Here is a 26,265-nt window from a genome sequence, read left to right on the forward strand (position 1 = left end):
GAGGTGGTTGCGATGCTGTCGGACTCCCCCATAGCCGCGATCATTCCGGTCAGTGACATGAACCGGGCCAAGCAGTTCTACTCGGAGACCCTCGGTCTGCCCCTCACGAAGGACGCGCCGGAGGACACCAGGTACGAGTGCGGTGGTACGACCATCGGCCTCTACGAGACGCCGTACGGCGGCAAGGCCGATCACACCCTGGCGAGCTGGAAGGTCGCCGACCTCGACGCGGAGATGACGACGCTGCGCTCCAAGGGCGTCACGTTCGAGGACTACGACCTGCCCGACCTCAAGACGGTCGACGGCGTGGCCGAGGCGGGCACCATGCGGGGCGCCTGGTTCAAGGACAGCGAGGGCAACATCCTCTGCGTGATGGAGGAGAAGGGTCAGAGCTGACCGCCGAAGCGGTCCCTCAGGTCCCGCTTGAGGATCTTGCCGCTGGCGTTGCGGGGAAGGGCGTCCACGAGGAAGACCCGCTTCGGCGCCTTGAAGTGGGCGAGCTTCTCGCGGGCGTGGCCGAGGAGTTCGGCCTCGGTGACGTCCCCGCGCGGGACGACGACGGCCGTGACCGCCTCGATCCACCGCTCGTCGGGGAGGCCGATCACGGCCACCTCGGCGACCCCGGGGTGGGTGTAGAGCGCGTCCTCGACCTGGCGTGAGGCGACGAGCACGCCACCGGAGTTGATGACGTCCTTCACCCGGTCGACGATCGTGAGGTAGCCCTCGGCATCGCGGACCGCGAGGTCCCCGGAGTGGAACCAGCCGCCCCGGAAGGCCTCCTCGGTCTCCTCGGGCTTGCGCCAGTAGCCCTCGCACAGCTGCGGGGAGCGGTAGACGACCTCCCCCGGGGTGCCGTCGGGGACGTCCTCGCCGTCCTCGCCTACCACACGGGCCTCGACGTGGCGTACGGGGCGGCCGCAGGAGTCCATCCGGCCCTCGTGCTCGTCGGGGCCGAGGACGGTGGCGAGCGGTCCGATCTCCGACTGGCCGAAGCAGTTGTAGAAGGCGAGCCCGGGCAGCCGGGCGCGCAGCCGCTCCAGGACGGGGACCGGCATGATCGAGGCACCGTAGTAGGCCTTGCGCAGGGCCGAGAGGTCGCGGGTGGCGAACTCGGGGTGGTTGGCGAGGCCGATCCAGACGGTCGGCGGGGCGAAGAAGCTGTCGCAGCGGCCGGTTTCGATCAGGTCGAACAGGACGGCCGGGTCGGGTGCGTCGACGATGGTGTTCTCGGCGCCGACGGCGAGGTAGGGCAGCAGGAAGACGTGCATCTGCGCCGAGTGGTACAGCGGCAGCGCGTGCACCGGCCGGTCGTCCTCGCTCAGGTCGAGGGCCTCGATCGCGCTCGCGTACTCGTGGACGAGGGCGAGGTGGGTCATCATCGCGCCCTTGGGGAGTGCGGTGGTGCCCGAGGTGTAGAGCAGCTGGGCGAGGTCGCGGGCGTCCCGGTCGGTGAGGTACTCCTCCGCCCCGGCGAGCGCGTCGAGCAGCGAACCGGGCGCGTCCCGCAGCGCCTTGACCGCGAAGCCCTCGGGGATCCGGCCGGCGAGGGCGGGGTCGGCGAGCACGAGCGAGCTGTCCGACTGCTCCAGGACGTACGCGAGGTCCTCGCCGGTCAGGTGGTGGTTGACCGGCACGTGGACGAGCCCGGCCCGGGCGCAGGCGAGGAACGCGATGAGGTAGGCGTCGGAGTTGTGGCCGTACGTGGCGACCCGGGCGTACTCCGGCAGGGCCAGGCCGTGGTGCGGCTCCCGCAGGACGGCGGCGGCGGCGGTGACGGCCGCGTCCAGCTCCGCGTACGTCCAGGTGCGGTCGGCGTACCGGACGGCGATCCGGTCGGGCACGCGCCGGGCGCTCGCGCGCAGGACACCGTCGACGGTACGGCTGAGGAGTCGATCCATGCGGTGATCCTCGGCGGGTGACGTGCGGAAGGTCAAGTACCGTGCGGCGCGCCCCGCATGACGGGACCTCGGATACCGAACGGGATGTTGACACGGGGGCGGGCAGCTGCGTGCATGGTCCGATCCGCAGTGCCCGTCTGCCCGTTGGGAGGCATCTTGCACCTCCGCACCCGTCTGAAACACCTGGCGCTCGCCGGCGCGGCCCTCGCCGTCGTCACCGCCTCGCTGCCCGGCGCGGCGGCCGCCGACTCCGGGGACCGGGGCGACCGCCCGGCCGACCGGGGTCTGTCGGCCGTCATCCGCTACACCGAGTACGGCATCCCGCACATCGTGGCCAGGGACTACGCGAACCTCGGTTTCGGCACGGGCTGGGCCCAGGCCGCCGACCAGGTCTGCGTCCTCGCCGACGGCTTCCTGACCGTGAACGGCGAACGCTCCCGGTACTTCGGCCCGGACGCGGCCCCCGACGGCTCGCTGTCCTCCGCCGGCACGAACCTCTCCAGCGACCTGTACTTCCGTGGCGTGAAGGACGCGGGCACGGTCGAGGACCTGCTCGCCACCCCGGCGCCGGCCGGACCGAGCCGGGACCTGAAGGAGCTGATGCGCGGCTGGGCGGCCGGCTACAACGCCTGGCTGCGGAAGAACCGGATCACCGACCCGGCCTGCGCGGACGCCGGCTGGGTCCACCCGGTCACCGCGCTCGACGTGGCCCGGCGCGGCTTCGCCGTCTCGGTGCTCGGCGGACAGGGCAGGGCCGTGGACGGCATCACGGCCGCCCGGCCGCCCGTCTCTCCCCCGGCCGCCCCGCCCGCCGGCACCGGCTCCCCGGGTCCCGCCGCGCCCGCCGGCACCGCCGCCTCCGACGCCGTCCCCGATCCGGACGACGCCGCCGAGGCCGCACGCGAGCTGTTCGCTCCCGAGAACGCCACGATGGGCTCCAACGCCGTCGCCTTCTCCGGCGCCACCACGGCGAACGGGCGCGGGCTGCTCCTGGGGAACCCGCACTACCCGTGGCAGGGCGGCCGCCGCTTCTGGCAGTCGCAGCAGACCATCCCGGGCGAACTGAACGTCTCCGGCGCCTCCCTCCTCGGCACCGCCGTCGTCAACATCGGCTTCAACGACAAGGTCGCCTGGAGCCACACCGTCGCCACCGGAGTCCCCCTCAGCCTCCACCAGCTGACGCTCGCGCCCGGCGACCCGACCGCCTATCTGGTGGACGGGAAGCCGGAGCGGATGACCCCGCGCGCGGTGACCGTCGCGGTGAAGGACGGCGCCCCCGTCACCCGTACCCAGTGGTGGACCCGGTACGGACCGGTCGTCGGCGGCCTCGGCGCACAGCTGCCCCTGCCGTGGACCGCGACCACCGCGTACGCGCTGAACGACCCCAACGCCGCCAACCTGCGCGGCTCCGACACCGCGCTCGGCTTCGGCAGGGCCCGGTCCACGCAGGACATCGTCGACACCCTCCGGCGCACCCAGGGGCTGCCCTGGGTCAACACGATCGCGGCGGACTCCGCGGGGCACTCCCTCTTCACCCAGTCGCAGGTGCTCCCCCGGATCACCGACGAGCTCGCCGCGCGCTGCTCCACCCCGCTCGGCCGGGCCACCTACCCGGCCTCGGGCGTCGCCGTGCTCGACGGCTCGCGGTCGGACTGCGCACTCGGCTCCGACCCGGACGCGGTGCAGCCGGGCGTCTTCGGGCCGGCGCGGATGCCGGTCCTGCGGGACACCCCGTACGTGGAGAACTCCAACGACAGCGCCTGGCTCGCCAACGCCGACCGGCCGCTGACCGGTTACGAGCGGATCTTCGGCACGGTCGCGACACCGCGCTCGCTGCGCACCCGGGGCGGGATCGAGGACGTGACGGCGATGGCGGACCGGGGCCGGCTCACGGTGGCCGACCTCCAGCGCCAGCAGTTCGCCAACCGTGCCCCGGCCGGTGACATGGCGGCCGCCGACGCGGCGAAGGCCTGTACGTCGGCGCTGCCGGAGGACCCGGAGGTCTGCCGGGTGATCGGGGACTGGGACCGGACGGTGAACACCGACAGCCGGGGCGCGCTGCTCTTCGACCGGTTCTGGCGGAAGTTCACCGGCACGGTGAAGCCGGCCGACCAGTGGAAGGTGCCGTTCTCGGCCGCCGACCCGGTCCGCACCCCGAACACCCTGAACACCGGACTCCCGGAGTTCGGAAAGGCCCTCGCGGCCGCGGCGGCCGAGCTGCGCGCGGCGGGCATCGCGCTGGACGCGCCGCTCGGCGCCCACCAGTTCGTCGTACGGAACGGGGAGCGGATCCCGGTGAGCGGCGGGACCGAGTCGCTGGGCATCTGGAACAAGGCCGAGCCCGTGTGGAACGCGGCGGGCGGCGGCTACGTGGAGGTCGCGCACGGGACCAGCCACGTGCAGGCGGTGGGCTGGGACGGCAGCCGGTGCCCGGTGGCCCGCACCCTGCTCTCGTACTCCCAGTCGTCGAACCCGGCGTCCCCGCACTACAGCGACCAGACCCGGCTGTTCGCGGGCGAGCGCTGGGTGACCTCCCGGTTCTGCGAGAAGGACATCCTGCGCTCGCCCGCGCTGAAGGTGGAGGTCGTCAGGGGCTGAACGACAGGAACACGAAGGCCGCGAAGATCGAGAGGTGGACGCTGCCCTGAAGGAGGGTGGCCCGTCCCGGCACCACCGTCAGGGCGCTCACCACGGCCGTGAGCACGAACAGCACCATGTGGAGGGGCCCCAGGCCGAGGATCAGGGGCCCGTCCAGCCAGATCGAGGCGAGCGCGATCGAGGGGATCGTCAGGCCGATGCTGGCGATGGCCGAGCCGTACGCCAGGTTCATGCTGGTCTGCATGCGGTCCCGGCTCGCCGCGCGCACGGCGGCGAGCGTCTCGGGGAGCAGCACCATCATGGCGATGACGACGCCGACGACCGCCTTGGGCAGGCCCGCGGACGCGACGGCGTCCTCGATGGTGGGCGAGACCAGCTTGGCGTTGCCGACGACGGCGACGAGGGCGACCACGAGCAGGCCGAGGCTGAACCAGGCGTCGCGGGCGGTGGGCGGCGCGGCGTGCTCGTCCGCCGACTCCGGGATCCCCCGGTCCGGCCGTGGCACGGGCAGGAAGTAGTCGCGGTGCCGGACCGTCTGGACGGCGACGAACACCCCGTAGAGGAGGAGCGAGGAGACCGCGGCGAAGGCGAGCTGTGCGGCGGAGAACTCGGGGCCCGGGTGGCTCGTCGTGAAGGTCGGCAGGACGAGGGTCATGGTCGCGAGGGTGCAGACGATCGCGAGCTCGCCGCCGGAACCCTCCGCGTTGAAGACGGCGACCCGGTTGCGCAGCGCGCCGACGAGCAGCGAGAGGCCGACGATGCCGTTGCAGGTGATCATGACGGCGGCGAAGACCGTGTCCCGGGCGTAGCTCGTCGCCTTGTCTCCCCCTCCGATCATCAGCATGACGATCAGTCCGACCTCGATGACCGTCACGGCCACGGCGAGGACGAGGGAGCCGAAGGGTTCGCCGACGCGGTGGGCGATGACCTCGGCGTGATGGACCGCCGAGAGCACTCCCGCGAACAGGCAGACGACGACGATCCCCACCGCGAAGCCCGGGAGCTCGCGCCCCCAGGCGAGGGCGAGCACAAGCGCCGCCACCACCGGCCCCCAGGTGGTCCACTGCCGTGCCCTTGCCGTCACCGTCGAACTCATGATCCGCATATTGCCACAAGAGGGCCTTTGCGCCCGATTCGTTCAGTCCTCTCGTTCAGTCCTCGGGATCGGCGAGGCCGTTCTCGTAGGCGGCGAGGGTCTCGACGAACATCCTGCGCTCGGCCGGGCCGAGGGGCGCGAGGGCCGCGCGCCAGGCGCCGGCGCTGCGGCCCAGCCAGCCGTCGATGGCGGGGCGGTGGGCCTCGGCGATGGAGACGATCTTCCGCCGCCGGTCGGCGGGGTCCTCGGTCCGCTCCAGGACCCCCTGCTTGGCGAGGTCGCCGACCATCAGGCTCACGGTGGTCGGGGCGACCTCGAGGCGGGCGGCGAGCTCGTTGACGCCGAGCGGCCCGTCGAAGAGCAGGTAGGCGAGGAGGGAGAGGTGGCGGGGCGCGAGGGTGAGGGACTGCAGCTCCTCGGGGATCCTGATCCGCTTGACCCGTCCGACCATGCGGGGCATGAGCAGCAGCAGCGTACGGACGGCCTCGTCGACGTCCGGGCCGTCGGCACGCCGGTCGCCGTTGTCCGCGATTGACACCCTGCATCCTCCGATTTAGCTTTGCTTTCAAAGCAAATAGATCTGTCGTGATCGATGCTACCGAAGGGCACCGTCATGTCCGATTTCCATGGGCGGGTCATCGAGGAGTTCCGCGCCAACGGCGGCCGCGTGGGCGGGATGTTCGAAGGCGCCTCCTTACTCCTCCTCACCACCACCGGCGCCCGCAGCGGCCGGCCGCACACCCATCCGGCCGTGTACGTACGCGACGGGGCACGGCTCCTCGTCTTCGCCTCGAACGCCGGCGGGCCCAGGCACCCCGCCTGGTTCCACAACCTCCGCGCCGACGCCCGCGTGACCGTCGAGCTCGGCACCCCCGAGGGGACCGTCGAACGCTTCGCGGCCCGGGCGGTCGTGACGGAGGGCGAGGAGCGGGACCGGCTGTACGCGGAGCAGTGCGACCGGGATCCCGCGTTCGCCGCCTACCAGGCCGGCACCGACCGGGTCATCCCCGTCGTGGCCCTGCACCGCGTGGACCTCACGGACCCGGCGCGGCACCGGGCGATCGCCGCCCACCTCGTCGAGGTCCACGACGAGCTCCGCGCCGAACTCGCCGCGCTCCGCGAGGGCCTGGACTCCCCGGCGCCGACGCTCGGAGGCCGGCTCGCCCGCCACTGCCTCAGCTTCTGCGGCGCACTCGGCGCCCACCACCACAACGAGGACGGCGTCTTCGACCTCCTGGAGCGACAGTTCCCGGAGCTCGCCGAGTCCCTGGACCGGATGCGCCGGGAGCACGAGGCGGTCGCCCGCGCGATCGGGGAGCTGGAGGCCCTGCTGACCTCGGGCGCCGCCCCGGCGACCCTGCGCACCGAGGTCGAACGCCTGGCGACGAACCTGGAGGAGCACTTCGCGTACGAGGAGTCCCAGCTCCTCCCGGCCCTGGCCCCGGAGCGCTAGCGCCAGTCCTCGCAGTACTGGATGTGGAGGGCACCCGGCACGTTCCGGCGGGTCCTCGGACGCGTCCACGGGCCGGAGCCGAACTCCACGCAGAAGTGCCCTGCACCCGGATGGCGGTGCCGGTGGGACGGCGCCTCGTCGACGAGACCGCGCAGTGCGGAGCCGTGCTCCCGGAACGCGGTGGCGCTGCCCACGACGAAGAGGGTGTGGGCGGCGATGTCGAAGCCGAGGTGGTCCCGGAACGTCGAGAAGTACCTGCGCTCGTGGTCGACGGCGCTCTCGTCGGGGAAGTCACCGTCCGGGGTGGCGGCGGTGTGTGGCCTGCCCGCACCGAGCCGGGCCCGTACCTCCTTCCACGAGGCGGTGGGGAACTGCAGGCTGTGGTGGACCAGGACCAGGTCGAGCGCCACCGGTTCCCCTTCCACCGCGGCCCCGTCGGGGACCGCGTTGGCCCGGATCGGCAGGTGGATCAGGGACCTGGCGGACCGGGCGGCCAGCCCCCACAGCGCGGTGAGCTGCTCGGCACCGCCCCGGTCCACGTACATCGACAGCCAGTGGCCGTCGTCGCGCAGGGCGAGGCGCGACCGGACCGGATCCGGCCGGATGACTCTGACCTCGACGCCGCCCAGCCTGGCCTTGTGCACACGCACCCGCTGTTCCATGCACCCCTCGAACGCCTCGCCGAACCACTGGTCCGCCGCACCCTAACCGGACGGGCGTCCACCAGAGGTACGTCCCCCCCTAGAGGGGGCGCTCACGGCCTTCCCAGTACGGGTCGCGGAGGCGGCGCTTGTAGAGCTTGCCGTTCGGGTCGCGGGGCATGGCCGCGACGAAGTCGACCGACTTCGGGCGCTTGAAGCCGGCGAGGCGGTCCGCGCAGTGGGCCAGGATCTCGGCGGCGAGCGCGTCCCCCGGCTCGTGCCCCTCGGCCGCCTCGACGACCGCCTTGACCTCCTCGCCCCAGTCGGCGTGCGGGATCCCGAAGGCGGCGGCGTCCGCGACCGCGGGGTGGGCGAGCAGGGCCGCCTCGATCTCGGCGGGGTAGATGTTGACTCCGCCGGAGATGATCATGTCGATCTTCCGGTCGCGGAGGAAGAGGTAGCCGTCCTCGTCGAGGACGCCGAGGTCGCCGACGGTGAAGAAGTCGCCGATGCGGTTCTTCGCGGTCTTCGCCTCGTCCTTGTGGTACTGGAAGCCGCCGGTGTTCATCTTGAGGTAGACGGTGCCGAGTTCGCCGGGCGGCAGCCGCTTCCCGTCGTCGTCGAAGACGGCGAGTTCGCTGATGGGCCAGGCCCGGCCGACGGTCCCCGGCCGCTTGAGCCACTCCTCGGCGGTCGCGAAGGCGCCGCCGCCCTCGCTGGCCGCGTAGTACTCCTCGACGCAGCGGCCCCACCAGTCGATCATCGCCCGCTTGACGTGCTCGGGGCAGGGCGCGGCGCCGTGGATGGCGTGGCGCATGGACGAGACGTCGTACCGCTCCCGTACGTCCGCCGGGAGGGCGAGCAGGCGGTGGAACTGGGTGGGCACCATGTGGGTGTGGGTGCAGGAGTACCGGTCGATGAGCCGGAGCATCTCCTCGGGCGCCCACCGGTCCATGAGGACGAGCGGGTGGCCGATGTGCAGGGCGGCGGCCGCGAACTGGAGCACGGCCGTGTGGTAGAGCGGCGAGCAGACGAGATGGACGTTGCCGTCGGCGGGCCGGATGCCGAAGATGCCGAGGAAGCCGCCGAGATGGGTCTCCTCGGGGAGCTTCCCGGGCAGCGGGCGGCGGATGCCCCGGGGCCGGCCGGTGGTGCCGGAGGTGTAGTTCATGACCCAGCCGAGGGTGCGGTCCTCGGGCGCGGATCCGTCCTGTCCGTCGAGCAGTTCGGCGTACGGGCGGAAGCCGGGGACCGTGCCGACGGCGTACCGGTGGGTGGGCGCGAGGCCGGCCTCGTCGGCGGCGGGGGTCACGGCCTCGGCGAACCGCTCGTGCGCCACCAGGACCTTGGCGCCGGAGTCGGCGACGATCCAGGCGATCTCGGGGCCGACGAAGTGGTGGTTGACGGGGACGAGGTAGAACCCGGCCTGGGTGGCGGCGAGATGGGCGGTGAAGAACTCGGGGCCGTTGGGCAGGACGACGGCGAACGCGTCGCCGCGTTCGAGACCGGCGGCGCGCAGCCCGTGGACGAGACGGTTGGCCTCGGCGTGCAGCCGGCCGGCGCTCCACTCCTCGCCGTCGGGCGCGACGAGGACCGTACGGCCGGGGTCGGCGGCGGCCTGGGCCCAGAATCCGGTGGGGGCCTGGCTTCCTGTGCTCATGACGCGCTCCGTCCGGCGATGCGGTTGATGCGGTCGACGGCCTTCTCGAAGCCTCGGGTGAGCTCGTCGACGACCTGCTGGACGCTGCGCTCGGAGTTCATCCGGCCGACGATCTGGCCGACCGGGGTGCCGAGGAGCGGTTCGACCTCGTACTTCTGGATGCGGGAGACGGCCTCGGCGACCAGGAGTCCCTGGAGGGGCATGGGGAGCGGGCCGGGTCCCGCCGGGTCGTCCCAGGCGTCGGTCCACTCGGTACGGAGCTGGCGGGCGGGCTTGCCGGTGAGGGCGCGGGAGCGGACCGTGTCGCCCGATCCCGCGGCGAGCAGCTTGGCGGTGAGGGCGCGGGAGTGCAGCTCGGCCTCGGTGGTGGTGAGCCAGATCGAGCCGAGCCAGACGCCCTGGGCGCCGAGGGCGAGTCCGGCGGCGATCTGCTCGCCGCTGCCGATGCCGCCGGCGGCGAGGACGGGCAGCGGGGAGACGGCGTCGACGACCTCGGGGGTGAGGACCATGGAGGCGATCTCGCCGGTGTGGCCGCCCGCCTCGTACCCCTGGGCGACGACGACGTCGATGCCGGCGTCGGCGTGGTGGCGGGCGTGGCGGGCGCTGCCGGCGAGGGCGGCGACGAGGACGCCGTGGTCGTGGGCGCGGGCGACGACGTCGGGCGGCGGTGAGCCGAGGGCGTTGGCGAGGAGTTTGATGGGGTAGTCGAAGGCCACGTCGAGCTGGCTGCGGGCGACCTGCTCCATCCAGCCGGTGATCCGCCAGCCGGAGGCCTCGCCCTCGGCGAGTTCGGGGACGCCGTGCTTGGCGAGGGTGGCACGGACGAACGCCCGGTGCTCCTCGGGGATCATGGCCTCGATCTCGGCCTCGGTGACCCCTTCGACCGCCTTCTTCGCGGGCATCACGACGTCGAGGCCGTAGGGCAGGCCGTCGGTGTGCTCCTGCATCCAGTCGAGGTCGCGGGCGAGGTCGTCGGGCGCGGTGTAGCGGACCGCGCCGAGGACGCCGAACCCGCCGGCTCTGGTGAGTGCGGCGGCCACCGCGGGGAAGGGCGTGAAGCCGAAGATGGCGTGCTCGATTCCCAGGGTGCGACTCAGCTCCGTCTTCATGGGCGGCAGGATGCCGCAGCGGCGCGACGGAGGGAAGAGGTTTTCTGATGCATCGTCAGATTCTTTGCGGCCGGTGCGTCCGTGTTTCGCCGGCGCTCCGCGTGGGAGAGGGTGGGCATGACGGAGGATGCGGGACGAGACGGAGGGCCGAGCCGCCGCGCGTTCGGCGGCGGGGTGCTGGCCCTCGGAGGTGCGCTGATGATCGGTGCGGTGCCGGGGGCGGCGGCTTCGGCTTCGGCTTCGGCTTCGGCTTCGGCCGGACCTCAGCCGGGGTCGGGATCGGCCGCGCGGCGGACCACGCTGCGGCGGGGCTCGGCCGAGCGGGCCGGGCTGCTCGCGCCGCATCTGGACGGGCTCGTCGCGGAGGCCGAGCGCTTCCTCGGGCCGTCCCCCGCGCACCCCTGGTACGCGGGCGCCGTCCTGCTCGCGGGGCGGGGCGGGACCGTCGCCCTGCACCGGGCGATCGGCTCGGCCGTGCGGTACTCCGCGTACGACGAGAAGACCGACACGGGGATCGAGCTGCCGCCGGAACGGCGGATCCCCATGACCGAGGACACCGTCTTCGACCTGGCGTCGGTCTCCAAGCTGTTCACCTCGATCCTGGCGGTGCAGCAGATCGAGCGCGGGGCACTGGAGTTGGAGGCACGGGTCACCGCGTACCTGCCGGAGTTCGGGGGCGGCGGGAAGCAGGACGTCACCGTACGGCAGCTGCTCACGCACACCTCCGGGTTCCGGTCCTGGATCCCGCTCTACCGGGAGCCGACGCGGGAGGGGAAGCTGCGGCTGCTGTGGGCGGAGACCCCGGCGCACCCGCCGGGCTCCGCGTACCTCTACTCCGACCTCAACCTGTTCACGCTCCAGCTGATCCTGGAGCAGATCACCGGTCGCGGTCTGGACGTCCTGCTCCACGACGAGATCACCGCCCCGCTCGGGATGCACCGCACGCGTTTCAATCCGCCGCTCTCCTGGCGGCCGGGAATCGCCGCCACCGAGGACGCCCGGCCGCCCTGGTCCGGCCTCGACCGGGGCATGGTCCACGGCGAGGTCCACGACGAGAACGCCTACGCCCTCGGCGGCGTCGCCGGCCACGCCGGGATCTTCTCCCGCGCCTGGGACCTCGCGATCCTCGCCCGCACCCTGCTCAACGGCGGCGCGTACGGCCGGGCCCGCATCCTCTCCCCCGCCTCGGTGGAGCTGATGTTCACCGACTTCAACACCGCCTTCCCCGGCGACGAGCACGGGCTCGGCTTCGAGCTCTACCAGCACTGGTACATGGGCGCGATGGCCACTCCGCGCACGGCCGGGCACACCGGTTTCACCGGCACCAGCCTCGTCCTCGACCCGACGACCGACGCGTTCCTCATCGTGCTCGGCAACTCCGTGCACCCGGTGCGCAGCTGGCGCTCGGGCTCCGCGCCGCGCGTCGCCACGGCGGACCGGCTGGCCAGGGCCGTGCCGGTGCGGCCCGTCCGGGGCCGTACCTCCTGGTTCTCCGGCATGGACGGCAACGCCGTCGGCACGCTCACCCTGCCCCCGGTGCCGGGCGCCGCCCGCTTCGCGTGCGCGCTGTGGTGGGACACCGAACCGGCCGCGGACACCGCCGTCCTGGAGGCCTCCCGGGACGGCGGGGCGACCTGGGAGCCGGTGCCGTTCGTCACCGTACGCCCGGGGGAGGAACCGGAGCCGCACCCGACCGGGGCGGTGAGCGGCTGGTCCGGCCGGGCCTGGCACCGGCTCACGGCCGAGCTCCCGGAGGCCGGCGCCCTTCCCGTACGGCTGCGCTGGCGGTACGCGACGGACAAGCGGTACGTCGGGCGCGGGGTGTACGTGGACGGGCTGCGGGTCCTCGACGCCGCCGGGCTCCCGCTCTTCGACGAGGCCCGGCCGGCGGACGGGGCGCGGGTGGAGGCGGTGGGGTGGACGGCGTCGGAGGACTGACCGGACCGTCAGTGCTCGACTTCCGCCCGTTCCGGTGCCGCCGCCGTGCGGAGTTCCGTCAGGAGCGGGCTGATCAGGGGGTGCTCCTCGGCTCCGCGCCGTACCGCCGCGAAGACCCGGCGGGTGGGCGCGACCCCGTCCACGGGGCGGACCTCGACGCCGGAGAGGTCCATCCCGCGCAGCGCCGAGCGCGGCACGAGCGCCACTCCGGCGGCGGCCGAGGCGAGGGCGGCGACGGCCCGGAAGTCGTCGGAGACATGCGCGAAGCGCGGGGCGAACCCGGCGTACTCGCAGGCCAGGACGGTCACGTCGTGGCAGGGGTTGCCGGTGGACTGCCCGATCCAGGTGTCCTTGGCGAGGTCGCCGAGCGCGACCCGTTCGCCGGCCGCCAGGGGGTGGCCGGGCGGCAGGACCGCGTCGAACGGCTCGGCGTAGAGCGGGACGCGGGTGAGCCGGTCGTCGTCCTCTCCCGGCGCGCCCCGGTACTCGACGGCGACGGCCACGTCCACCTGCCGGTCCAGGACCATGAGCAGGCTCTCGTCGCCCTCCGCGTCCCGGACCCGGACCCGGATGCCGGGCGCGGTGCGGGCGAGGGCCGCGATGGCGGGGGCCACCACGAGCCCGATGCCGGTGGCGAACGCGGCGACCGTGACCGTACCGGCGTCGCCGGAGCCGTAGGCGGCGAGCTCGGCCTCGGCGCGCTCCAACTGGGCGAGCACGGCGTTGGCGTGGCTCAGCAGGATCTCGCCGGCCGGGGTGAGGCGCGCGCCCCGGGCGCTGCGGTCCACCAGGCGGTGGCCGGTCTCCTGTTCCAGGGCGGCGAGCTGCTGGGAGACCGCGGAAGGGGTGAGATAGAGCGCGGCGGCTGCCGCCGTGACCGTGCGGTGGTCGGCCACCGCACGGAGGATGTGCAACCGCCGCGCTTCGATCATGCCCCTAGTGTCTCAGCCTGCGGACACTAGCCGCGCAGGGCGGCCCGGGCGTCGACGAAGGCGTCCACGGCCCGGTTCACGTCCTCCGTCGAGTGGGCGGCGGAGAGCTGGACGCGGATGCGGGCCTGGCCCTGCGGCACGACCGGGTACGAGAAGCCGATCACGTACACGCCGCGCTCCAGGAGCAGTTCGGCCATCCGGCCGGCCTCGGCGGCGTCGCCGATCATGACGGGGGCGATGGCGTGGTCGCCGGGGAGGATGTCGAAGCCCTCCTCGGTCATGCGGGAGCGGAACAGCGCCGTGTTGGCGTTGAGGCGCTCGCGCAGGTCGCCGGCGGACTCCAGCAGGTCGAGGACCTTGAGGGAGGCGGCGGCGATGACCGGGGCGAGGGTGTTCGAGAAGAGGTACGGGCGGGACCGCTGGCGCAGCAGGGCGACGATCTCGGCGCGGGCCGCGACGTAACCGCCGGAGGCGCCGCCGAGGGCCTTGCCGAGGGTGCCGGTGATGATGTCCACGCGGTCCATGACGCCGTGCAGCTCGGGGGTGCCGCGGCCGCCGGGGCCGACGAAGCCGACCGCGTGGGAGTCGTCGACCATCACCATGGCGTCGTAGCGCTCGGCAAGGTCGCAGATCTCGTCGAGCGGGGCGACGTAGCCGTCCATGGAGAAGACGCCGTCGGTGACGATCAGCTTGCGGCGGGCGCCGCCCTGCGTGGCCTCCTTGAGCTGCTGCTCCAGGTCGGCCATGTCGCGGTTGGCGTAGCGGAAGCGGCGGGCCTTGGAGAGGCGGATGCCGTCGATGATCGAGGCGTGGTTGAGGGCGTCGGAGATGACCGCGTCCTCGGCGCCGAGGATCGTCTCGAAGACGCCGCCGTTGGCGTCGAAGCAGGAGGAGTAGAGGATCGTGTCCTCCTGGCCGAGGAAGGAGGAGATGCGGGCCTCCAGCTCCTTGTGCACCTCCTGCGTGCCGCAGATGAAGCGGACCGAGGCCATGCCGTAGCCCCAGCGGTCCAGCGCCTCGTGGGCGGCGGCGATGATCTCGGGGTTGTCGGCGAGGCCCAGGTAGTTGTTGGCGCAGAAGTTGAGCACCTCGCCGGGGCGGCCGCCCGAGGTGACCTCGACGGTCGCGGACTGGGGGGTGCCGATGACCCGCTCGGGCTTGTGCAGTCCGGCCTGCTCGATCTCTTCGAGGGTGGCGCGGACGGAGTCGCGTACGGAATCGAACATGGGTCAGGCTCCCGTGGTCCAGTCGAGGATGATCTTGCCGCTCTTGCCGGAGGCCGCGTCGTCGAAGGCGGCCTCGAAGTCGGTGTAGTCGTAGCGGCCGGTGATGACCGGGCTGAGGTCGAGCCCGCCCTCCAGGAGCACCGACATCGCGTACCAGGTCTCGAACATCTCGCGGCCGTAGATGCCCTTGACCGTGATCATGGAGGTGACGATCTTCGCCCAGTCGACGGCGAAGTCCTCGGCGGGCAGGCCGAGCATGGCGATCTTGCCGCCGTGGGTCATGTTGGCGATCATGTCGCGCATCGCGTGCGGGTTGCCGGACATCTCCAGGCCGACGTCGAAGCCCTCCTTGAGCCCGAGGGTGCGCTGGCCGTCGGCGATGGTCTGCTCGGCGACGTTGAGGGCGAGCGAGACGCCCGTCTTGCGCGCCAGGGCCAGGCGCTCCTCGCTGACGTCGGTGATGACGACGTTGCGGGCGCCGGCGTGCTTGGCGACGGCGGCGGCCATGATGCCGATCGGGCCGGCGCCGGTGACGAGGACGTCCTCGCCGACGAGCGGGAAGGAGAGGGCCGTGTGCACGGCGTTGCCGAAGGGGTCGAAGATCGCGGCGACGTCGAGGTCGACGGGGACGCGGTGGACCCACACGTTGGAGGCGGGCAGCGCCACGTACTCGGCGAAGGCGCCGTCGCGGCCGACGCCGAGGCCGACGGTGGCACGGCAGAGGTGGCGGCGGCCGGCCAGGCAGTTGCGGCACTTGCCGCAGACGAGGTGGCCCTCGCCGCTGACCAGGTCGCCGACGTTGATGTCGGCGACGTCACGGCCGACGGAGACGACCTCGCCGACGAACTCGTGGCCGATCGTCAGCGGCGTGGCGATCGTCTTCTGCGCCCAGCCGTCCCAGGAGCGGATGTGCAGGTCGGTCCCGCAGATACCGGTCCGCTTGACCTTGATGAGGACGTCGCCGGGACCCGTCTCCGGCTCGGGCACGTCCGTGAGCCAGAGTCCCGGCTCCGCGTTCAGCTTGACCAGCGCCTTCAATGCAACGGCTCCCGACGTGCGTGTCCTGTGATGTGAGGGTGCGGGCACGACTGTGCGCCCAAGATCCCTGGAAGAGAATCTTCCGTACGCGAGGCTTGCGGTCCATCGAGGATTTCTTAAGCGCGCTCGCAGATCAGCTTCACACCCCAGGCGGGGGAAGGGCGACGTCAACGGGGCCGAACGGATAGACCACCTCTCGTGAGGGCTCTCCGTCCGGCCCGTCGGGATTTGTACGCCGTGCCTCAGCGCCCCAGCGCCGCCATCGCCGCGTTGTGGCCGGGGATGCCGCTCACTCCCCCGCCGCGGATCGCGCCCGCGCCGCACAGGAGGACGTTGGCGTGCCGGGTCTCGACGCCCCAGCGGCCGGTGTCCTCGTCCCCGTACGGGAAGGAGAGGTCGCGGTGGAAGATGTGGCCGCCGGGCAGCCGCAGTTCGCGTTCGAGGTCGAGCGGCGTCTTCGCCTCGATGCAGGGGCGGCCCTCCGCGTCGAGGGCGAGGCAGTCGGCGATCGGCTCGTCCAGATGGGCGTCGAGCTGGGCCAGGGTCGCCTTCAGGAGCTGCGCGCGCGTGCCGTCGTTGTCGTCGGCGAACAGCCGGGCGGGGGTGTGCAGGCCGAACAGGGTCAGCGTCTGGTGGCCCGAGGCGGCGAGTTCCGGGCCGAGGATCGTCGGGTCGGTGAGCGAGTGGCAGTAGATCTCGGAGGGCGGCGCGGAGGGCAGGCGCCCGGCGGCGGCCTCGGCGTGGGCGGCGGCCAGCTGCCCGTACCCCTCGGCGATGTGGAAGGTGCCGGCGAAGGCCTCGCGCGGGTCGACCGTGCGGTCGCGGAGCCTCGGCAGCCGGGTGAGCAGCATGTTGACCTTGAGCTGGGCGCCCTCCGGGGCCGACGGGGGCGTCTCGCCGAGCAGGGCGGCGAGCTCCTGCGGGGAGGCGTTGACGAGCACCCGGCCGGCCTCGACGGTGCCCTCACCGTCGGCGGTGCGGTAGGTGATCGCGGCGCGCTGCCCGTCGGTCTCGATCCGGGTGGCCTCGTGGCCGGTGAGGATGCGGGCCCCGGCGGCCCGGGCGGCGTCCGCGAGCGCGTCGGTGAGCGCGCCCATGCCGCCCACGGGCACGTCCCAGTCGCCGGTGCCGCCGCCGATGACGTGGTACAGGAAGCAGCGGTTCTGCAGGAGGCTGGGGTCGTGGGCGGCGGCGAACGTGCCGATGAGGGCGTCGGTGAGGACCACGCCCCGGACGAGGTCGTCGGCGAAGGTCCGCTCGACGGCGACGCCGAGGGGTTCCTCGAAGAGCATCCGCCAGGTGTCGGCGTCGTCGACTCGGGCGCGCAGCCCCTCGCGGGTGGGGAGGGGCTCGGTGAGGGTGGGGAAGATCCGGCGGGCGGCCTCGCCGGTGCGGGCGTAGAACGCCTGCCAGGCCTCGTACGCGCGGTCGGAGCCGGTGAGCGCGGCGAACGAGGCCCGGGTGCGATCGGGTCCGCCGCCGACGAGGAGGCCGCCGTCGCCCTTCGGGGTGTACGACGAGACGGACCGTTTCCGCACGGCGAACCGCAGCCCGAGGTCCCGCACGATCTTGTCGGGCAGGAGCGAGACGAGGTACGAGTACCGGGAGAGCCGGGCGTCGACCCCGGCGAACGGGCGCGTCGACACGGCCGCCCCGCCGGTGGAGCCGAGCCGCTCCAGGACGAGGACGGAGCGTCCGGCGCGGGCCAGATAGGCGGCGGCGACCAGCCCGTTGTGCCCGCCTCCGACGACGACGGCGTCGTACCGGGGGTCCCTCCCTGCTCGAGCGAAGTCGAGAGCTTGGGGGAGGGCGGGGTCCTGGGCGTCGCGGAGTGGATCAGGGGCGGTCATGGCTCATGCTCACACGCGCCCGTGTGCCGGGGGAACCCCGCCGTCCGGTCGTGATCCGTCATGATCACGGCATGACGGAGATCATCCTGATGTCGGATCCGAAGGTCGCCGCGATACCCGTGACGGAGTGCGGTGAGCGCCTGGTGGACGTCCGCGGCGTCGGCTCGCTGCTCGTCGACACGCGCAAGCAGGACCCGGCGGACGCGTTCGCGCATCTGCGGGAGGGCGTCGTCGAGCGGCTCCTCGCGGCGCAGGAGCTGCTGCCGGGAGGCCTGCGGCTGCTGTTCGTCGAGGGGTACCGTCCGCCGTCGCTCCAGCGGGCGTACTTCGAGGAGTACGCGGGCCAGTTACGGGCGCTGCACCCCGCGTGGCCCGAGGAGCGGATCCTCACGGCGGCGAGCCGGTACGTGTCCCCGCCCGAGATCGCCCCGCACAGCGCCGGGGCGGCCGTCGACCTGACGCTGGCCGACGCCGACGGGCGCGAACTGGACCTGGGGACCCGGATGAACGCGGACCCCGAGGAGAGCGGCGGCGCCTGCTACACCCATGCCGAGGGCATCTCCGAGGAGGCGCGCGCCCACCGGGAGCTGCTCGGCTCCGTGCTCACGACGGCGGGCCTGGTGAACTACCCGACGGAGTGGTGGCACTGGTCGTACGGCGACCGGTACTGGGCACTGGCGACGGGCGCGGCGGCGGCACCGTACGGGCCGAAGGAGCTCGCGCGGCTGGGCTGACCGCGTCCGGGACCGCCCGCCCGCCGACCGGCGTCGCACCTCCGGCGGACGGTCACGCCCCTGGCGGGCGGTCACGCCTCCGGCGGCCCGGCACGCGACCGTCCGTCGCGTCCCCGACCGAACGTCACGCCCCCGGCGGGGTCGCCGCCTTCAGGAGGAGGGCGGCTGCTTCGGCGTCGCGGCCGAGGCGTTCCAGGCAGTGGGCCTCGTCGTCGAGGGCGGCGAGGGTGTCGGGGTGTGCGGGGCCGAGGAGCCGGGTGCGGGTGGCGGCGATCGCCCGGTGGCACTCCCGCGCCTCCTCCCAGCGGTCGAGCCGGCCGAGGGCGACGGCCGTCTCCCAGCGGCTGGTGAGCGTGTCCGGATGGTCGGCGCCGAGGACCCGCTCGCGGTCGGCGTGCACGCTCTGGGATTCGGCGAGCGCCTCCGTCCAGCGTTCGAGGCGGCCGAGGTTGACGGCGAGGGCCTGGCGGGCGCGCAGCGTCTCGGGACCGTCGGGGCCCTGGGCGCGCGTGCGGGCGGCGACGAGGTCGCGGCAGAGGTCGAGGGCGTCGGCGGCCTGGCCGAGCCGGCCGAGGCAGACGCCGGTCTCGTAGCGGGCGGCGAGGGTGTCGGGGTGGTCGGGCCCGAGGGCGGTGGCGCGGGCGTCGGCGACCGCGCGGTACTGGACGAGCGCCTCCTGCCCTCGGCCGAGGCGGGTGAGGGTGTACGCCACCTCGTGGCGGGTCATGAGCGTGTCGGGGTGCGCCTCGCCGAGGAGTCGGGCGCGCGCCTCGGCGACCTCGTGGGCGGTGCGGTACGACTCCTCCAGGCGGCCGAGGCGGCCGAGGGTGAACGCCATGTTGTGGCGGCAGCGCAGGGTGTCGGGGTGGTCGGGGCCGACGGTGCGCTCGCGGGCGGCGAGCACCTCGCCGTACACCTCGTACGCCTCCGGGTGCCGTCCGAGGCGGCCCAGGGCGTAGGCCCGCTCCTGTCGCGCGGCGAGGGTGTCGGGGTGGTCGTCGCCGAGCACGCGGGCGCGGGCCTCGGCGACCCTGCCGAAGACGTGCAGGGCGTCGGCGGGGCGGTCGAGCCTGGCCAGGGCGAAGCCGACCTCGTAGTGGCTGGTCAGGGTGTCGGGGTGGTCCTCGCCGAGGGTGCGGGCGCGGTCCCGGGCGACGGACCGGTGTACGGACTCGGCCTCGTCCCAGCGGCCGAGCCGGCCGAGGCCCATCCCGGCGCGGAACCGGCCGGCGAGCACCGCGACCAGCTCCGCCGGGGGCTCGGGGGCGGGCGGCGGGGTGGTGTCGGGTGCGGCGGTGGTCCACTCGGTGGTGAGGACGGCGGCGGCGGGATCGTGGGCGGCGGGGCGCGGTCCGGTGACGGCCGCCGGGCGGTGCCCTCCGGTGATCCCCCGGACCCACGCGGGCGCCGGGGCGGGCTCCTCCGGGAGCGGGACGGGCATGGGGACGGTCAGCGGCAGGGCGGGGGGCGCGGGCGTCTCGGCCGGCGGCGGGAACGAGGCGGTGCCGAAGCGGCCCGAGACGATCCGGCGGCGCAGGTCGCCCGCGTCGGACGGCCGCTCCTCGGGGACCTTGGCGAGCAGGTCGACGACGATGCGGTCGAAGTAGTCGGGCAGCTCGGCGCGGATCGCGCGCGGCGGGGTCGGCACGGTGTCCCGGTGGCCGATGAGGATGGCCCAGGAGTCGCCGAGGTCGAACGGCGGCGCGCCGGTGGCCAGCTCGTACAGCACGCAGCCCAGTGAGTAGAGGTCGCTGCGGTGGTCGATCTCGCCGCCGCCCCCGATCTGCTCCGGGGACATGTAGTGGGGCGTCCCCATGGCGATGCCGGTCCCGGTGAGCTTGGAGGTGAAGCCCATGTCGGCGCCGAGGCGCGCTATCCCGAAGTCGCAGATCTTCACCGTGCCGTCCCGCAGCCGCATGATGTTCGCGGGCTTCAGGTCGCGGTGCACGATCCCCTGCCGGTGCGTGTACGCGAGGGCGTCGGCGACCTGGTCGGCGATCTCGACGACGTCGTGGACGGGCAGCGGCTGCTGGTCGTTGGAGACGAGGAGCTGGCTGAGGTTGCGCCCCTCCAGGAGCTCCATGACGAGGAACAGCACGCCCTCGTACTCGCCGAAGTCGTGCACGACGGTGATGCCCCGGTGCTGGAGCGCGGCCGCCACCCGGGCCTCGCGGCGGAAGCGCTCGCGCACCACGGCGAGGACCTGCGGGTCCTGCTGCGGGCCGAGCGGTTTGAGGCACTTCACGGCGACGCCGCGCCCGAGCGCCTCGTCGGTGGCGCGCCACACCTCGCCCATGCCTCCGCGACCGATGACCTCGTGCAGGCGGTACCGGCCCTGGATCAGTCTGGAGTCCCCCATCGTGTGCTGCCGCCCCCGTCGAATCCGTACTGCCTTCTCGGCTCCTCCAGTATGGCCGCCGGGTCGGACAGTGAATACGGGGCGGGGTACGCGTACGGGTCGGGACGGGTCTCCGGGCCGAGCCGGTCCACGGCGCGCAGGATGTGCCGGGGCGGCAGCCGCCAGCGCAGGCGGGCGGGGATGCAGCGCAGGAGGTTGGCGGTCGCGACGAGCCTGCGGGTGACGGTCTCCGGAGGCGGGGCGGGGTGGCCGTAGAGGGCGTGGGCGTAGGGGGGCAGGGTGTCGTGGGCGAGTGCGGTGACGCGCCGCCAGATCACCTCGCGCGCCGGTACCAGGGCGGGTTTGACGGGCGGGCGGCGGAGGAAGTCGGCGACGGTCCGGGCGTCGGGGCCGGCGGCGAGTCCGGGGCGCACCCCCTCGAAGTAGGCGGCGAGCTCGGCGGTGGACGCCGGGACGGTGTCGGGGTCGAGGCCGACGAGCCGGGCCGAGGTGCGGTGCTCGTCGACGTACCGGTCGGCGTCGGCGTCGGTGAGCGGGATCCCGGAGCGGCGGGCGACGGAGAGGTACGAGTCGGTCTCGGCGCAGTGGACCCAGAGCAGCAGTTCGGGGTCGTCCACGCCGAGCAGCCGGTGGATCCGCCGGACCCGCGCGCCGGCCGCCTCGGCGGCTTCGGTGGTCCCGTAGCTGAGGGTCCCGACGAAGTTCGCGGTCCGCATCAGCCGGCCCCAGGGGTCCTCCTGGAAACTGCTGTTGATCATGACGCCGCGGACGGCGACGGGGTGCAGGGCCTGGAGCCAGAGGGCCCGGACGCCGGCGATCCACATCACCGGGTCGCTGTGGAGCTGCCAGGTCACGGAGCGGGGGCCGAAGAGCCCGGGGTCTGCGTCCTGCCTCATGGCGCTCAGGCTACGCCGGAACCGGCCCCGGGGAACCGGTCAGGACCGGCCCTCTTCCACGGTGAGGACGCGCGTCAGCGGCGCACCGGCGAGGGCCGGGGCCCGTGCGGGGCCGGTCCACACGCGCGTGCGGAGGAATCCGAGGAAGTCCTCGGCCCGGTCGGCGGTGGCGGAGGACAGGTCGACGACGACGCGGGCCCGGCCGACGCCTCGGGTGCCTCGCCGGTCAGTCGACGTGGGGGCTGCGGCGTTCGACGAGGACCGTGTCGCGCCAGACGCCGTGATGCCGGGCGATGCGCTCGCGGGTGCCGACGACCCGGAAGCCGGCGCGGGCGTGGACGGCGAGGCTGGCGGCGTTCTCGGGGAAGATGCCGGCCTGGATGGTCCAGATCCCCGCCGCCTCGGTGGACGCGACGAGTGCGTCGAGGAGCGCGGAGGCGACGCCCCGGCCGCGGGCGTCGGGGTGCACGTACACCGAGTGCTCGACGACGCCGTCGTACGCGCTCCGCTCGGAGACCTTGCCGACGGCGACCCAGCCGAGGACGCGCCCCGTCCCGTCGACGGCGGCGAAGCGGTGCTCGGGCAGCTTGGCCGCGTCGAACCGCTCCCAGCTGGGGGCGGCGGTCTCGAAGGTGGCGTTCCCCTCGTCGACGCCGGCCCGGTAGATGGCGACGACCGCGTCGGCGTGCTCCGCGCCGAGGGGCACCACCAGGGTCGGTCCGCAGGGTTCGACGAGCGCCTCGTTCGACATCCGCCCATGCTGGCACAGGCCGGCGTCGGGCGTGCGGCCGCCGTCCCCGTGCGGTGCGGCGCCCGGCCGCGCATCCTCGAAGCATGGCCAGCAAGCTTCTCGGTCCGCCCGCGCGGACCTGCGCGGGGCGGACGGTTCCGGGATGACGTGGCTGCCCGTCCTCGCGGGAGCGGCGCTGATCCTCTTCATCCTGCGGGACGTCTTCCACACCATCTGGCACCCGACCCGGCACGGCGGCCTGAGCCGGCTGGTGATGCTGGGTGTCTGGCGGCTCTCGGCCCATCACGGGCCGCGGTGGCGGCCGGTCGGTCTGGCGGGGCCCGTGGGCATGATGGCGGTCGTCACCGTCTGGGCGTTCGTCATCGCCGTCGGCTGGGGGCTCATCTACTGGCCCCACATGCCGGACGACTTCTCGTACGCCCCCGGCCTCGTCCCCGCCGAGCACGCGGGCCCGGTCGACGCGCTGTACGTCTCGCTGGTCACCCTGGCCACCCTCGGGCTCGGCGACATCGCCCCGACCTCGCAGTGGCTGCGCATCCTCGCCCCGGTGGAGGCCCTGGTGGGCTTCGCCCTGCTGTCGGCGACCGTCGCCTGGGTCCTCGGCATCTATCCGGCCCTCGCCCGCCGCCGGGCGCTCGCGCTGCGCCTGTCCCATCTGGGCCGCAACCGCCTCACGGTCGAGGTCCTCGACTCCGACGGCGGTGCCGCGCTCCTGGACGGCCTGGCCTCCGCCTTCGCGACGGTCACGGTCGACTTCCTGCAGTACGCCGAGTCGTACTACTTCTACGACGGTCAGGAGAGCATCTCCCTGGCCGCCCGGCTCCGCGACGCCGTGGGCCTGGCGGACCGGGCCGAGCGGGCCCGCCATCCGGACGTCCGGCTCTCGGCGTCGGTCCTGCGCACGGCACTCGACGACCTGGCCACCGTCCTCGACGACCGCTTCCTGCGCACGGGCGGTCCTCCCGACGAGGTGTTCAAGGCGTACGCGGCGGACCACGGCCGCTCCTGGACGAGTGCGCGTCACGGGCCGTGACGCGGCCCTTATTCCCTCGACGTGACCGCTCCGGGCAGCACATCCTGGGCCCATGGAATTCCTCTGCCACCACCGTGACCGGTCCGCGTCCATGCCCCTGAGGAAGGCCCTCCTGGAGGCGCACTGGGCGTACATGGACGGCTTCGCGAAGCAGCTGATCGCACGTGGGCCGACCTTCGACGCGGCGGGCGAGAAGTGCACGGGGAGCGTGCACATCGTCGACCTTCCCGACGCGGCCGCGGCCCGGGCGTTCGCCTTCGACGAGCCGAACTACCAGGCCGGTGTGTACCGGGACGTCCTGCTGCGGCGGTGGCGCAACACACTGGGGCGGACGATGTGGGAGTTCCCCGGAGGCCGCGAGGGCGGCAACCGCTACCTGGTCCTGGGCCTCGGGGAGGGCGAGCCCGTCGACCTCACCCCTCCGGCGGACCGGGAGGACCTGATCGCGTACGGCCCCCTGCTGTCCGACGACGGCGACACCTGGGTGGGCACGGCGGCCCTGGTCCGCGCCCCGGACGCGGCGACGGCCGCGGCCGTCCTGCGGACCCCCGACCGGTACGCCGACGTCGAGGTCCACGACTGGTCCTTCGGCGGCCGCCCGACGACCTGATCGTCCCGCCGAACAGCTCCGTCCAGCACGTGAGATGAAACCGGGCGGGCGACCGGCCGACCGCTCCCGCGCCGTTAAGGTTCCCCTACCCGTGGCCGGTACACGATGTCGCCGGCCGCCCCATCCGCTCCACTCACACGAGGACGCCCATGTTCACGGTCAACGAGTACTTCGACGGCACGGTCAAGTCGATCGCGTTCACCCAGGAGGAGGGCCCGGCGACGATCGGCGTCATGGCTCCCGGAGAGTACGAGTTCGGCACCGCGGCGCCGGAGATCATGCACGTGGTCAGCGGCGCCCTGACGGTCAGGCTGCCCGGCGCCGACGAGTGGGAGACGTACGCCGCCGGGTCCCACTTCAAGGTTCCCGGCGAGAGCCGGTTCCAGCTCAAGGTGGCGGTGGAGACCGCCTACCTCTGCGAATACCGCTGAACACCAGGACGGTGATGAGGACCGTGACCACGGCAGAAGCCCGTATCGAGGACGCGAACAACATCCTGGTCGCGCCGTCGGCGCTGAAGGACGACGACCTGACCAAGGACTTCTTCGGGTCCGTGATCACGCCGGAGGATCTCGCCTCCGGTTCGCCCGACCTCGCGCAGAAGACCGTCTACCTGTGTGGCGACGTGTCCGGGATCAACGGCCGCCGGCTGGATGCGGCTGCCCGGGTGTTCGTCGTCCGGGAGCTGTCGCACGGCCGGCACGAGGACCTCGACGCGTCCTGGAACCTCGTCGACCTCGGCCGGGTCCCCCTCCGCGTACACGGCGTCGGCGTGTACTACCGCCGGTTCTTCGGACTCGGCACCGATCACTTCGAACGGATCCGTACGGAGCACGAGTTCCAGTCCCTGACGGAGTCCACCAAGCCCGGAACGGCGCATCGCAGCGGCATCTACCTGACGCCCGTCACCCAGGACGGTGACGAGCTGCATTTCCGCCTGCTCCGGTGCTCCACGAACCTCTCGGGGCCGACCGAGGGCTTCCGCCCGACCGACACGCACATCGTCGAGGCCCTGAACCGCGAGGCCGCCTCCGTCTTCCGGGACCAGGCGCCGCTCAATCACGTCCTCGCCCAGACCTACCACAACACCCTTGCCACGGCCGGGCGCAAGCAGTCCAAGGCCAAGATCTCGTCCCATGCCGACAAGACCAAGGACATGCCCGTCAACGGCGTCATGGCCTTCTGCACGTTCTACGACCGGCTCGACGGGTTGGAGCCCCTGGCCGGGGACGCCTTCGACTACGGCGTGAAGGGTGTCAGCGGGCTGACCCGACTCCGCTTCCACCTCAAGGACCCCACCGCGGAACGCGACGGGGCGGCGCTCCCCGCGCAGTTCAGCGTGACCCTCCACCCCGGCTCCGTGTTCTTCGTGCCGCTGTCCACCAACCGCCTGTACACGCACGAGATCCGGCCCTCGACGCTGGACGCCGCACTGCTCCCGACCCGCCTGGGATACGTGGTGCGCTGTTCGAGCACCGAAGCCGTCCACAAGGGCGGCGAAACGTTCCTCAAGAGGGCCGAAGGCCTGGTGAGGCTGGAACCCCCCACGCCGGCCGGCATGGACGAGCTGCGCACGCTGTACGCCGAGGAGAACAGGTCCACGTCCTTCATCGACTACGGCGACCGATTCCTCTTCAGCATGAACACGGGAGACTACGTTGCCCCCCGAGCCTAGGATCGCGGACGAGATCCTCTCGTACGCCCTGCCGACCGAGGAGAACCTCTTCGCGGAGCTGTCCGCGTCCACCCGCTGGGAAGACCTGGGCAAAGGCAGACGAGGCGCCACCCTCACCAGGATCGACGAGACGGGCGGCGTGCCTCTCGTCCGCACCACCACTCGATACGGAAACCCGGCGCAGCGCTTCGGCCCGGTGCACGAACGGCTGGCGCAGCAGATCCAAGAACGCGCGGCACTTCCCGTCGGCTTCAACAACGCCCTCATCGAGAGCTACACGAACGCCTACAAGACGATGGGCAGCCATTCCGACCAGGCCCTCGACCTGGCCGACGACTCGTTCATCGCCGTCTTCTCCTGCTACGAGCGCCCCGAAGCAGGCCCGACGAGGAAGCTCGTCTTCGAATCGAAGGGGGCCGAAGGCGAGAAGTCCGAGATCCCTCTCGCCCACAACAGTGTCGTCGCGTTCTCCGTCGCCGCGAACCGGCGCCTCAAACACAGAATCGTGTGGACCGCGCCCGCCCGGACGGAGACGGCGGACAACCCCTGGCTGGGTGTCACGTTCCGCACGTCGAAAACCTCGCTCCGGTTTCGCGACGGACACGCACACCTCCCGCAGGGTGCGCGCCTCGTGCCGGCCGACGACGAACAGAGGACCGAGTTCTACCGACTACGGCGCCGCGAGAACCGCGAGACGGACTTCGTCTACCCCCCGCTGACGTACACCGTCAGCGACAGCGATCTGCTCCCGCCCGTCTGAGCCGCGGA

The 26,265-nt window shown here is 72.9% G+C and carries 23 protein-coding genes; 10 read left to right on the forward strand and 13 right to left on the reverse strand.

From position 1 onward, the window contains the following. Window positions 1-12 precede the first annotated feature (12 nt). Window positions 13-396, forward strand: coding sequence for a VOC family protein (locus GGE06_RS11185; RefSeq protein ID WP_116162927.1), 384 nt, complete (start codon window positions 13-15; stop codon window positions 394-396). On the opposite strand, the gene GGE06_RS11190 is transcribed toward GGE06_RS11185, so the two are convergent. Continuing rightward, window positions 387-1,898: a fatty acyl-CoA synthetase gene (locus tag GGE06_RS11190; RefSeq protein WP_184930719.1), complete on the reverse strand. Its 1,512-nt coding sequence runs from the start codon at window positions 1,896-1,898 to the stop codon at window positions 387-389. The genes GGE06_RS11185 and GGE06_RS11190 overlap by 10 nt on opposite strands. 156 nt (window positions 1,899-2,054) lie before the next feature. Here GGE06_RS11190 and GGE06_RS11195 point away from each other — a divergent pair, with 156 nt between their 5' ends. Next, on the forward strand, window positions 2,055-4,496 hold the full coding sequence (locus GGE06_RS11195; RefSeq protein WP_184930720.1) for a penicillin acylase family protein: 2,442 nt from the start codon (window positions 2,055-2,057) through the stop codon (window positions 4,494-4,496). Here GGE06_RS11195 and GGE06_RS11200 read toward each other — a convergent pair. Together GGE06_RS11200 and GGE06_RS11205 are read right to left on the reverse strand one after the other, a co-directional pair. Continuing rightward, on the reverse strand, window positions 4,486-5,592 hold the full coding sequence (locus GGE06_RS11200; protein WP_181924729.1) for a calcium:cation antiporter: 1,107 nt from the start codon (window positions 5,590-5,592) through the stop codon (window positions 4,486-4,488). The two genes, GGE06_RS11195 and GGE06_RS11200, sit on opposite strands and share 11 nt — an antisense overlap. 55 nt (window positions 5,593-5,647) lie before the next feature. Continuing rightward, a complete protein-coding gene (locus tag GGE06_RS11205) occupies window positions 5,648-6,052 on the reverse strand; it encodes a MarR family winged helix-turn-helix transcriptional regulator (RefSeq protein ID WP_116165693.1) in 405 nt (134 codons plus the stop codon). Window positions 6,053-6,205: 153 nt separating this feature from the next. Here GGE06_RS11205 and GGE06_RS11210 point away from each other — a divergent pair, with 153 nt between their 5' ends. Next, a complete protein-coding gene (locus GGE06_RS11210) occupies window positions 6,206-7,045 on the forward strand; it encodes a nitroreductase/quinone reductase family protein (RefSeq protein ID WP_116162919.1) in 840 nt (279 codons plus the stop codon). Here GGE06_RS11210 and GGE06_RS11215 read toward each other — a convergent pair. From GGE06_RS11215 to GGE06_RS11225, 3 genes are all read right to left on the reverse strand, one after another. Continuing rightward, window positions 7,042-7,695: a hypothetical protein gene (locus tag GGE06_RS11215; protein ID WP_312883099.1), complete on the reverse strand. Its 654-nt coding sequence runs from the start codon at window positions 7,693-7,695 to the stop codon at window positions 7,042-7,044. The genes GGE06_RS11210 and GGE06_RS11215 overlap by 4 nt on opposite strands. A 91-nt stretch (window positions 7,696-7,786) precedes the next feature. After that, window positions 7,787-9,346, reverse strand: coding sequence for an acyl-CoA synthetase (locus GGE06_RS11220; RefSeq protein WP_184930722.1), 1,560 nt, complete (start codon window positions 9,344-9,346; stop codon window positions 7,787-7,789). Further along, window positions 9,343-10,455, reverse strand: a complete 1,113-nt coding sequence (locus GGE06_RS11225) for an NAD(P)H-dependent flavin oxidoreductase (protein ID WP_116162913.1) — start codon at window positions 10,453-10,455, stop codon at window positions 9,343-9,345. The genes GGE06_RS11220 and GGE06_RS11225 overlap by 4 nt, the downstream gene beginning before the upstream one ends. 117 nt (window positions 10,456-10,572) lie before the next feature. On the opposite strand from GGE06_RS11225, the gene GGE06_RS11230 reads away from it, so the two are divergent. Further along, a complete protein-coding gene (locus GGE06_RS11230; RefSeq protein WP_184930723.1) occupies window positions 10,573-12,393 on the forward strand; it encodes a serine hydrolase domain-containing protein in 1,821 nt (606 codons plus the stop codon). Between the two features lie 8 nt (window positions 12,394-12,401). On the opposite strand, the gene GGE06_RS11235 is transcribed toward GGE06_RS11230, so the two are convergent. From GGE06_RS11235 to GGE06_RS11250, 4 genes are all read right to left on the reverse strand, one after another. After that, window positions 12,402-13,325, reverse strand: coding sequence for a LysR family transcriptional regulator (locus tag GGE06_RS11235; RefSeq protein ID WP_116162909.1), 924 nt, complete (start codon window positions 13,323-13,325; stop codon window positions 12,402-12,404). Window positions 13,326-13,351: 26 nt separating this feature from the next. Then, entirely contained in the window at window positions 13,352-14,551 is a 1,200-nt protein-coding gene (locus tag GGE06_RS11240; RefSeq protein ID WP_116162907.1) for a glycine C-acetyltransferase, read from the reverse strand. Between the two features lie 3 nt (window positions 14,552-14,554). Continuing rightward, entirely contained in the window at window positions 14,555-15,589 is a 1,035-nt protein-coding gene (gene tdh / locus GGE06_RS11245; RefSeq protein ID WP_116162905.1) for an L-threonine 3-dehydrogenase, read from the reverse strand. A 242-nt stretch (window positions 15,590-15,831) separates the two neighbouring features. Then, window positions 15,832-17,439 carry a phytoene desaturase family protein gene (locus GGE06_RS11250; protein WP_116162903.1) on the reverse strand — a complete coding sequence of 536 codons (1,608 nt, stop codon included), beginning with the start codon at window positions 17,437-17,439 and terminating at the stop codon, window positions 15,832-15,834. Window positions 17,440-17,510: 71 nt separating this feature from the next. Here GGE06_RS11250 and GGE06_RS11255 point away from each other — a divergent pair, with 71 nt between their 5' ends. After that, window positions 17,511-18,173: a M15 family metallopeptidase gene (locus tag GGE06_RS11255; protein ID WP_184930724.1), complete on the forward strand. Its 663-nt coding sequence runs from the start codon at window positions 17,511-17,513 to the stop codon at window positions 18,171-18,173. A gap of 124 nt (window positions 18,174-18,297) precedes the next feature. Here GGE06_RS11255 and GGE06_RS11260 read toward each other — a convergent pair whose 3' ends face one another. The 3 genes from GGE06_RS11260 to GGE06_RS11270 form a co-directional block, all read right to left on the reverse strand. Next, window positions 18,298-20,532, reverse strand: a complete 2,235-nt coding sequence (locus GGE06_RS11260; protein ID WP_116162899.1) for a serine/threonine-protein kinase — start codon at window positions 20,530-20,532, stop codon at window positions 18,298-18,300. Further along, window positions 20,514-21,428, reverse strand: coding sequence for an oxygenase MpaB family protein (locus GGE06_RS11265; protein ID WP_116162897.1), 915 nt, complete (start codon window positions 21,426-21,428; stop codon window positions 20,514-20,516). The genes GGE06_RS11260 and GGE06_RS11265 overlap by 19 nt, the downstream gene beginning before the upstream one ends. A 226-nt stretch (window positions 21,429-21,654) precedes the next feature. Further along, a complete protein-coding gene (locus tag GGE06_RS11270) occupies window positions 21,655-22,179 on the reverse strand; it encodes a GNAT family N-acetyltransferase (RefSeq protein WP_116162895.1) in 525 nt (174 codons plus the stop codon). A gap of 142 nt (window positions 22,180-22,321) precedes the next feature. Here GGE06_RS11270 and GGE06_RS11275 point away from each other — a divergent pair, with 142 nt between their 5' ends. From GGE06_RS11275 to GGE06_RS11295, 5 genes are all read left to right on the forward strand, one after another. Further along, window positions 22,322-23,212, forward strand: a complete 891-nt coding sequence (locus GGE06_RS11275; protein WP_116162893.1) for a potassium channel family protein — start codon at window positions 22,322-22,324, stop codon at window positions 23,210-23,212. Between the two features lie 52 nt (window positions 23,213-23,264). After that, the gene (locus tag GGE06_RS11280) at window positions 23,265-23,822 is read left to right on the forward strand and encodes a YciI family protein (protein WP_116162891.1); all 558 of its coding nucleotides are present in this window, start codon (window positions 23,265-23,267) and stop codon (window positions 23,820-23,822) included. Between the two features lie 149 nt (window positions 23,823-23,971). Further along, window positions 23,972-24,253 carry a pyrimidine/purine nucleoside phosphorylase gene (gene ppnP / locus GGE06_RS11285; RefSeq protein WP_116162889.1) on the forward strand — a complete coding sequence of 94 codons (282 nt, stop codon included), beginning with the start codon at window positions 23,972-23,974 and terminating at the stop codon, window positions 24,251-24,253. Window positions 24,254-24,267: 14 nt separating this feature from the next. Further along, window positions 24,268-25,497: a hypothetical protein gene (locus GGE06_RS11290; protein ID WP_184930725.1), complete on the forward strand. Its 1,230-nt coding sequence runs from the start codon at window positions 24,268-24,270 to the stop codon at window positions 25,495-25,497. Further along, window positions 25,481-26,257 carry an alpha-ketoglutarate-dependent dioxygenase AlkB gene (locus tag GGE06_RS11295; protein WP_184930726.1) on the forward strand — a complete coding sequence of 259 codons (777 nt, stop codon included), beginning with the start codon at window positions 25,481-25,483 and terminating at the stop codon, window positions 26,255-26,257. Before GGE06_RS11290 ends, GGE06_RS11295 begins: the two co-directional genes overlap by 17 nt. Window positions 26,258-26,265: the final 8 nt, after the last annotated feature.

The sequence above is a fragment of the Streptomyces nymphaeiformis genome, from assembly GCF_014203895.1.
Taxonomy (GTDB): domain Bacteria; phylum Actinomycetota; class Actinomycetes; order Streptomycetales; family Streptomycetaceae; genus Streptomyces; species Streptomyces nymphaeiformis.

Excerpts from the sequence above, each read along its gene's own strand:
- GGE06_RS11230 (WP_184930723.1), top strand. The coding sequence starts at position 10,573 with ATGACGGAGGATGCGGGACGAGACGGAGGGCCGAGCCGCCGCGCGTTC.
- GGE06_RS11205 (WP_116165693.1), bottom strand. The coding sequence starts at position 6,052 with ATGCCCCGCATGGTCGGACGGGTCAAGCGGATCAGGATCCCCGAGGAG.
- GGE06_RS11235 (WP_116162909.1), bottom strand. The coding sequence starts at position 13,325 with ATGATCGAAGCGCGGCGGTTGCACATCCTCCGTGCGGTGGCCGACCAC.
- GGE06_RS11225 (WP_116162913.1), bottom strand. The coding sequence starts at position 10,455 with ATGAAGACGGAGCTGAGTCGCACCCTGGGAATCGAGCACGCCATCTTC.
- GGE06_RS11290 (WP_184930725.1), top strand. The coding sequence starts at position 24,268 with ATGAGGACCGTGACCACGGCAGAAGCCCGTATCGAGGACGCGAACAAC.
- GGE06_RS11250 (WP_116162903.1), bottom strand. The coding sequence starts at position 17,439 with ATGACCGCCCCTGATCCACTCCGCGACGCCCAGGACCCCGCCCTCCCC.
- GGE06_RS11265 (WP_116162897.1), bottom strand. The coding sequence starts at position 21,428 with ATGAGGCAGGACGCAGACCCCGGGCTCTTCGGCCCCCGCTCCGTGACC.
- GGE06_RS11270 (WP_116162895.1), bottom strand. The coding sequence starts at position 22,179 with ATGTCGAACGAGGCGCTCGTCGAACCCTGCGGACCGACCCTGGTGGTG.
- GGE06_RS11280 (WP_116162891.1), top strand. The coding sequence starts at position 23,265 with ATGGAATTCCTCTGCCACCACCGTGACCGGTCCGCGTCCATGCCCCTG.
- GGE06_RS11210 (WP_116162919.1), top strand. The coding sequence starts at position 6,206 with ATGTCCGATTTCCATGGGCGGGTCATCGAGGAGTTCCGCGCCAACGGC.
- ppnP (WP_116162889.1), top strand. The coding sequence starts at position 23,972 with ATGTTCACGGTCAACGAGTACTTCGACGGCACGGTCAAGTCGATCGCG.
- GGE06_RS11185 (WP_116162927.1), top strand. The coding sequence starts at position 13 with ATGCTGTCGGACTCCCCCATAGCCGCGATCATTCCGGTCAGTGACATG.
- GGE06_RS11240 (WP_116162907.1), bottom strand. The coding sequence starts at position 14,551 with ATGTTCGATTCCGTACGCGACTCCGTCCGCGCCACCCTCGAAGAGATC.
- GGE06_RS11260 (WP_116162899.1), bottom strand. The coding sequence starts at position 20,532 with ATGGGGGACTCCAGACTGATCCAGGGCCGGTACCGCCTGCACGAGGTC.
- GGE06_RS11220 (WP_184930722.1), bottom strand. The coding sequence starts at position 9,346 with ATGAGCACAGGAAGCCAGGCCCCCACCGGATTCTGGGCCCAGGCCGCC.
- GGE06_RS11275 (WP_116162893.1), top strand. The coding sequence starts at position 22,322 with ATGACGTGGCTGCCCGTCCTCGCGGGAGCGGCGCTGATCCTCTTCATC.
- GGE06_RS11200 (WP_181924729.1), bottom strand. The coding sequence starts at position 5,592 with ATGAGTTCGACGGTGACGGCAAGGGCACGGCAGTGGACCACCTGGGGG.
- GGE06_RS11190 (WP_184930719.1), bottom strand. The coding sequence starts at position 1,898 with ATGGATCGACTCCTCAGCCGTACCGTCGACGGTGTCCTGCGCGCGAGC.
- GGE06_RS11255 (WP_184930724.1), top strand. The coding sequence starts at position 17,511 with ATGACGGAGATCATCCTGATGTCGGATCCGAAGGTCGCCGCGATACCC.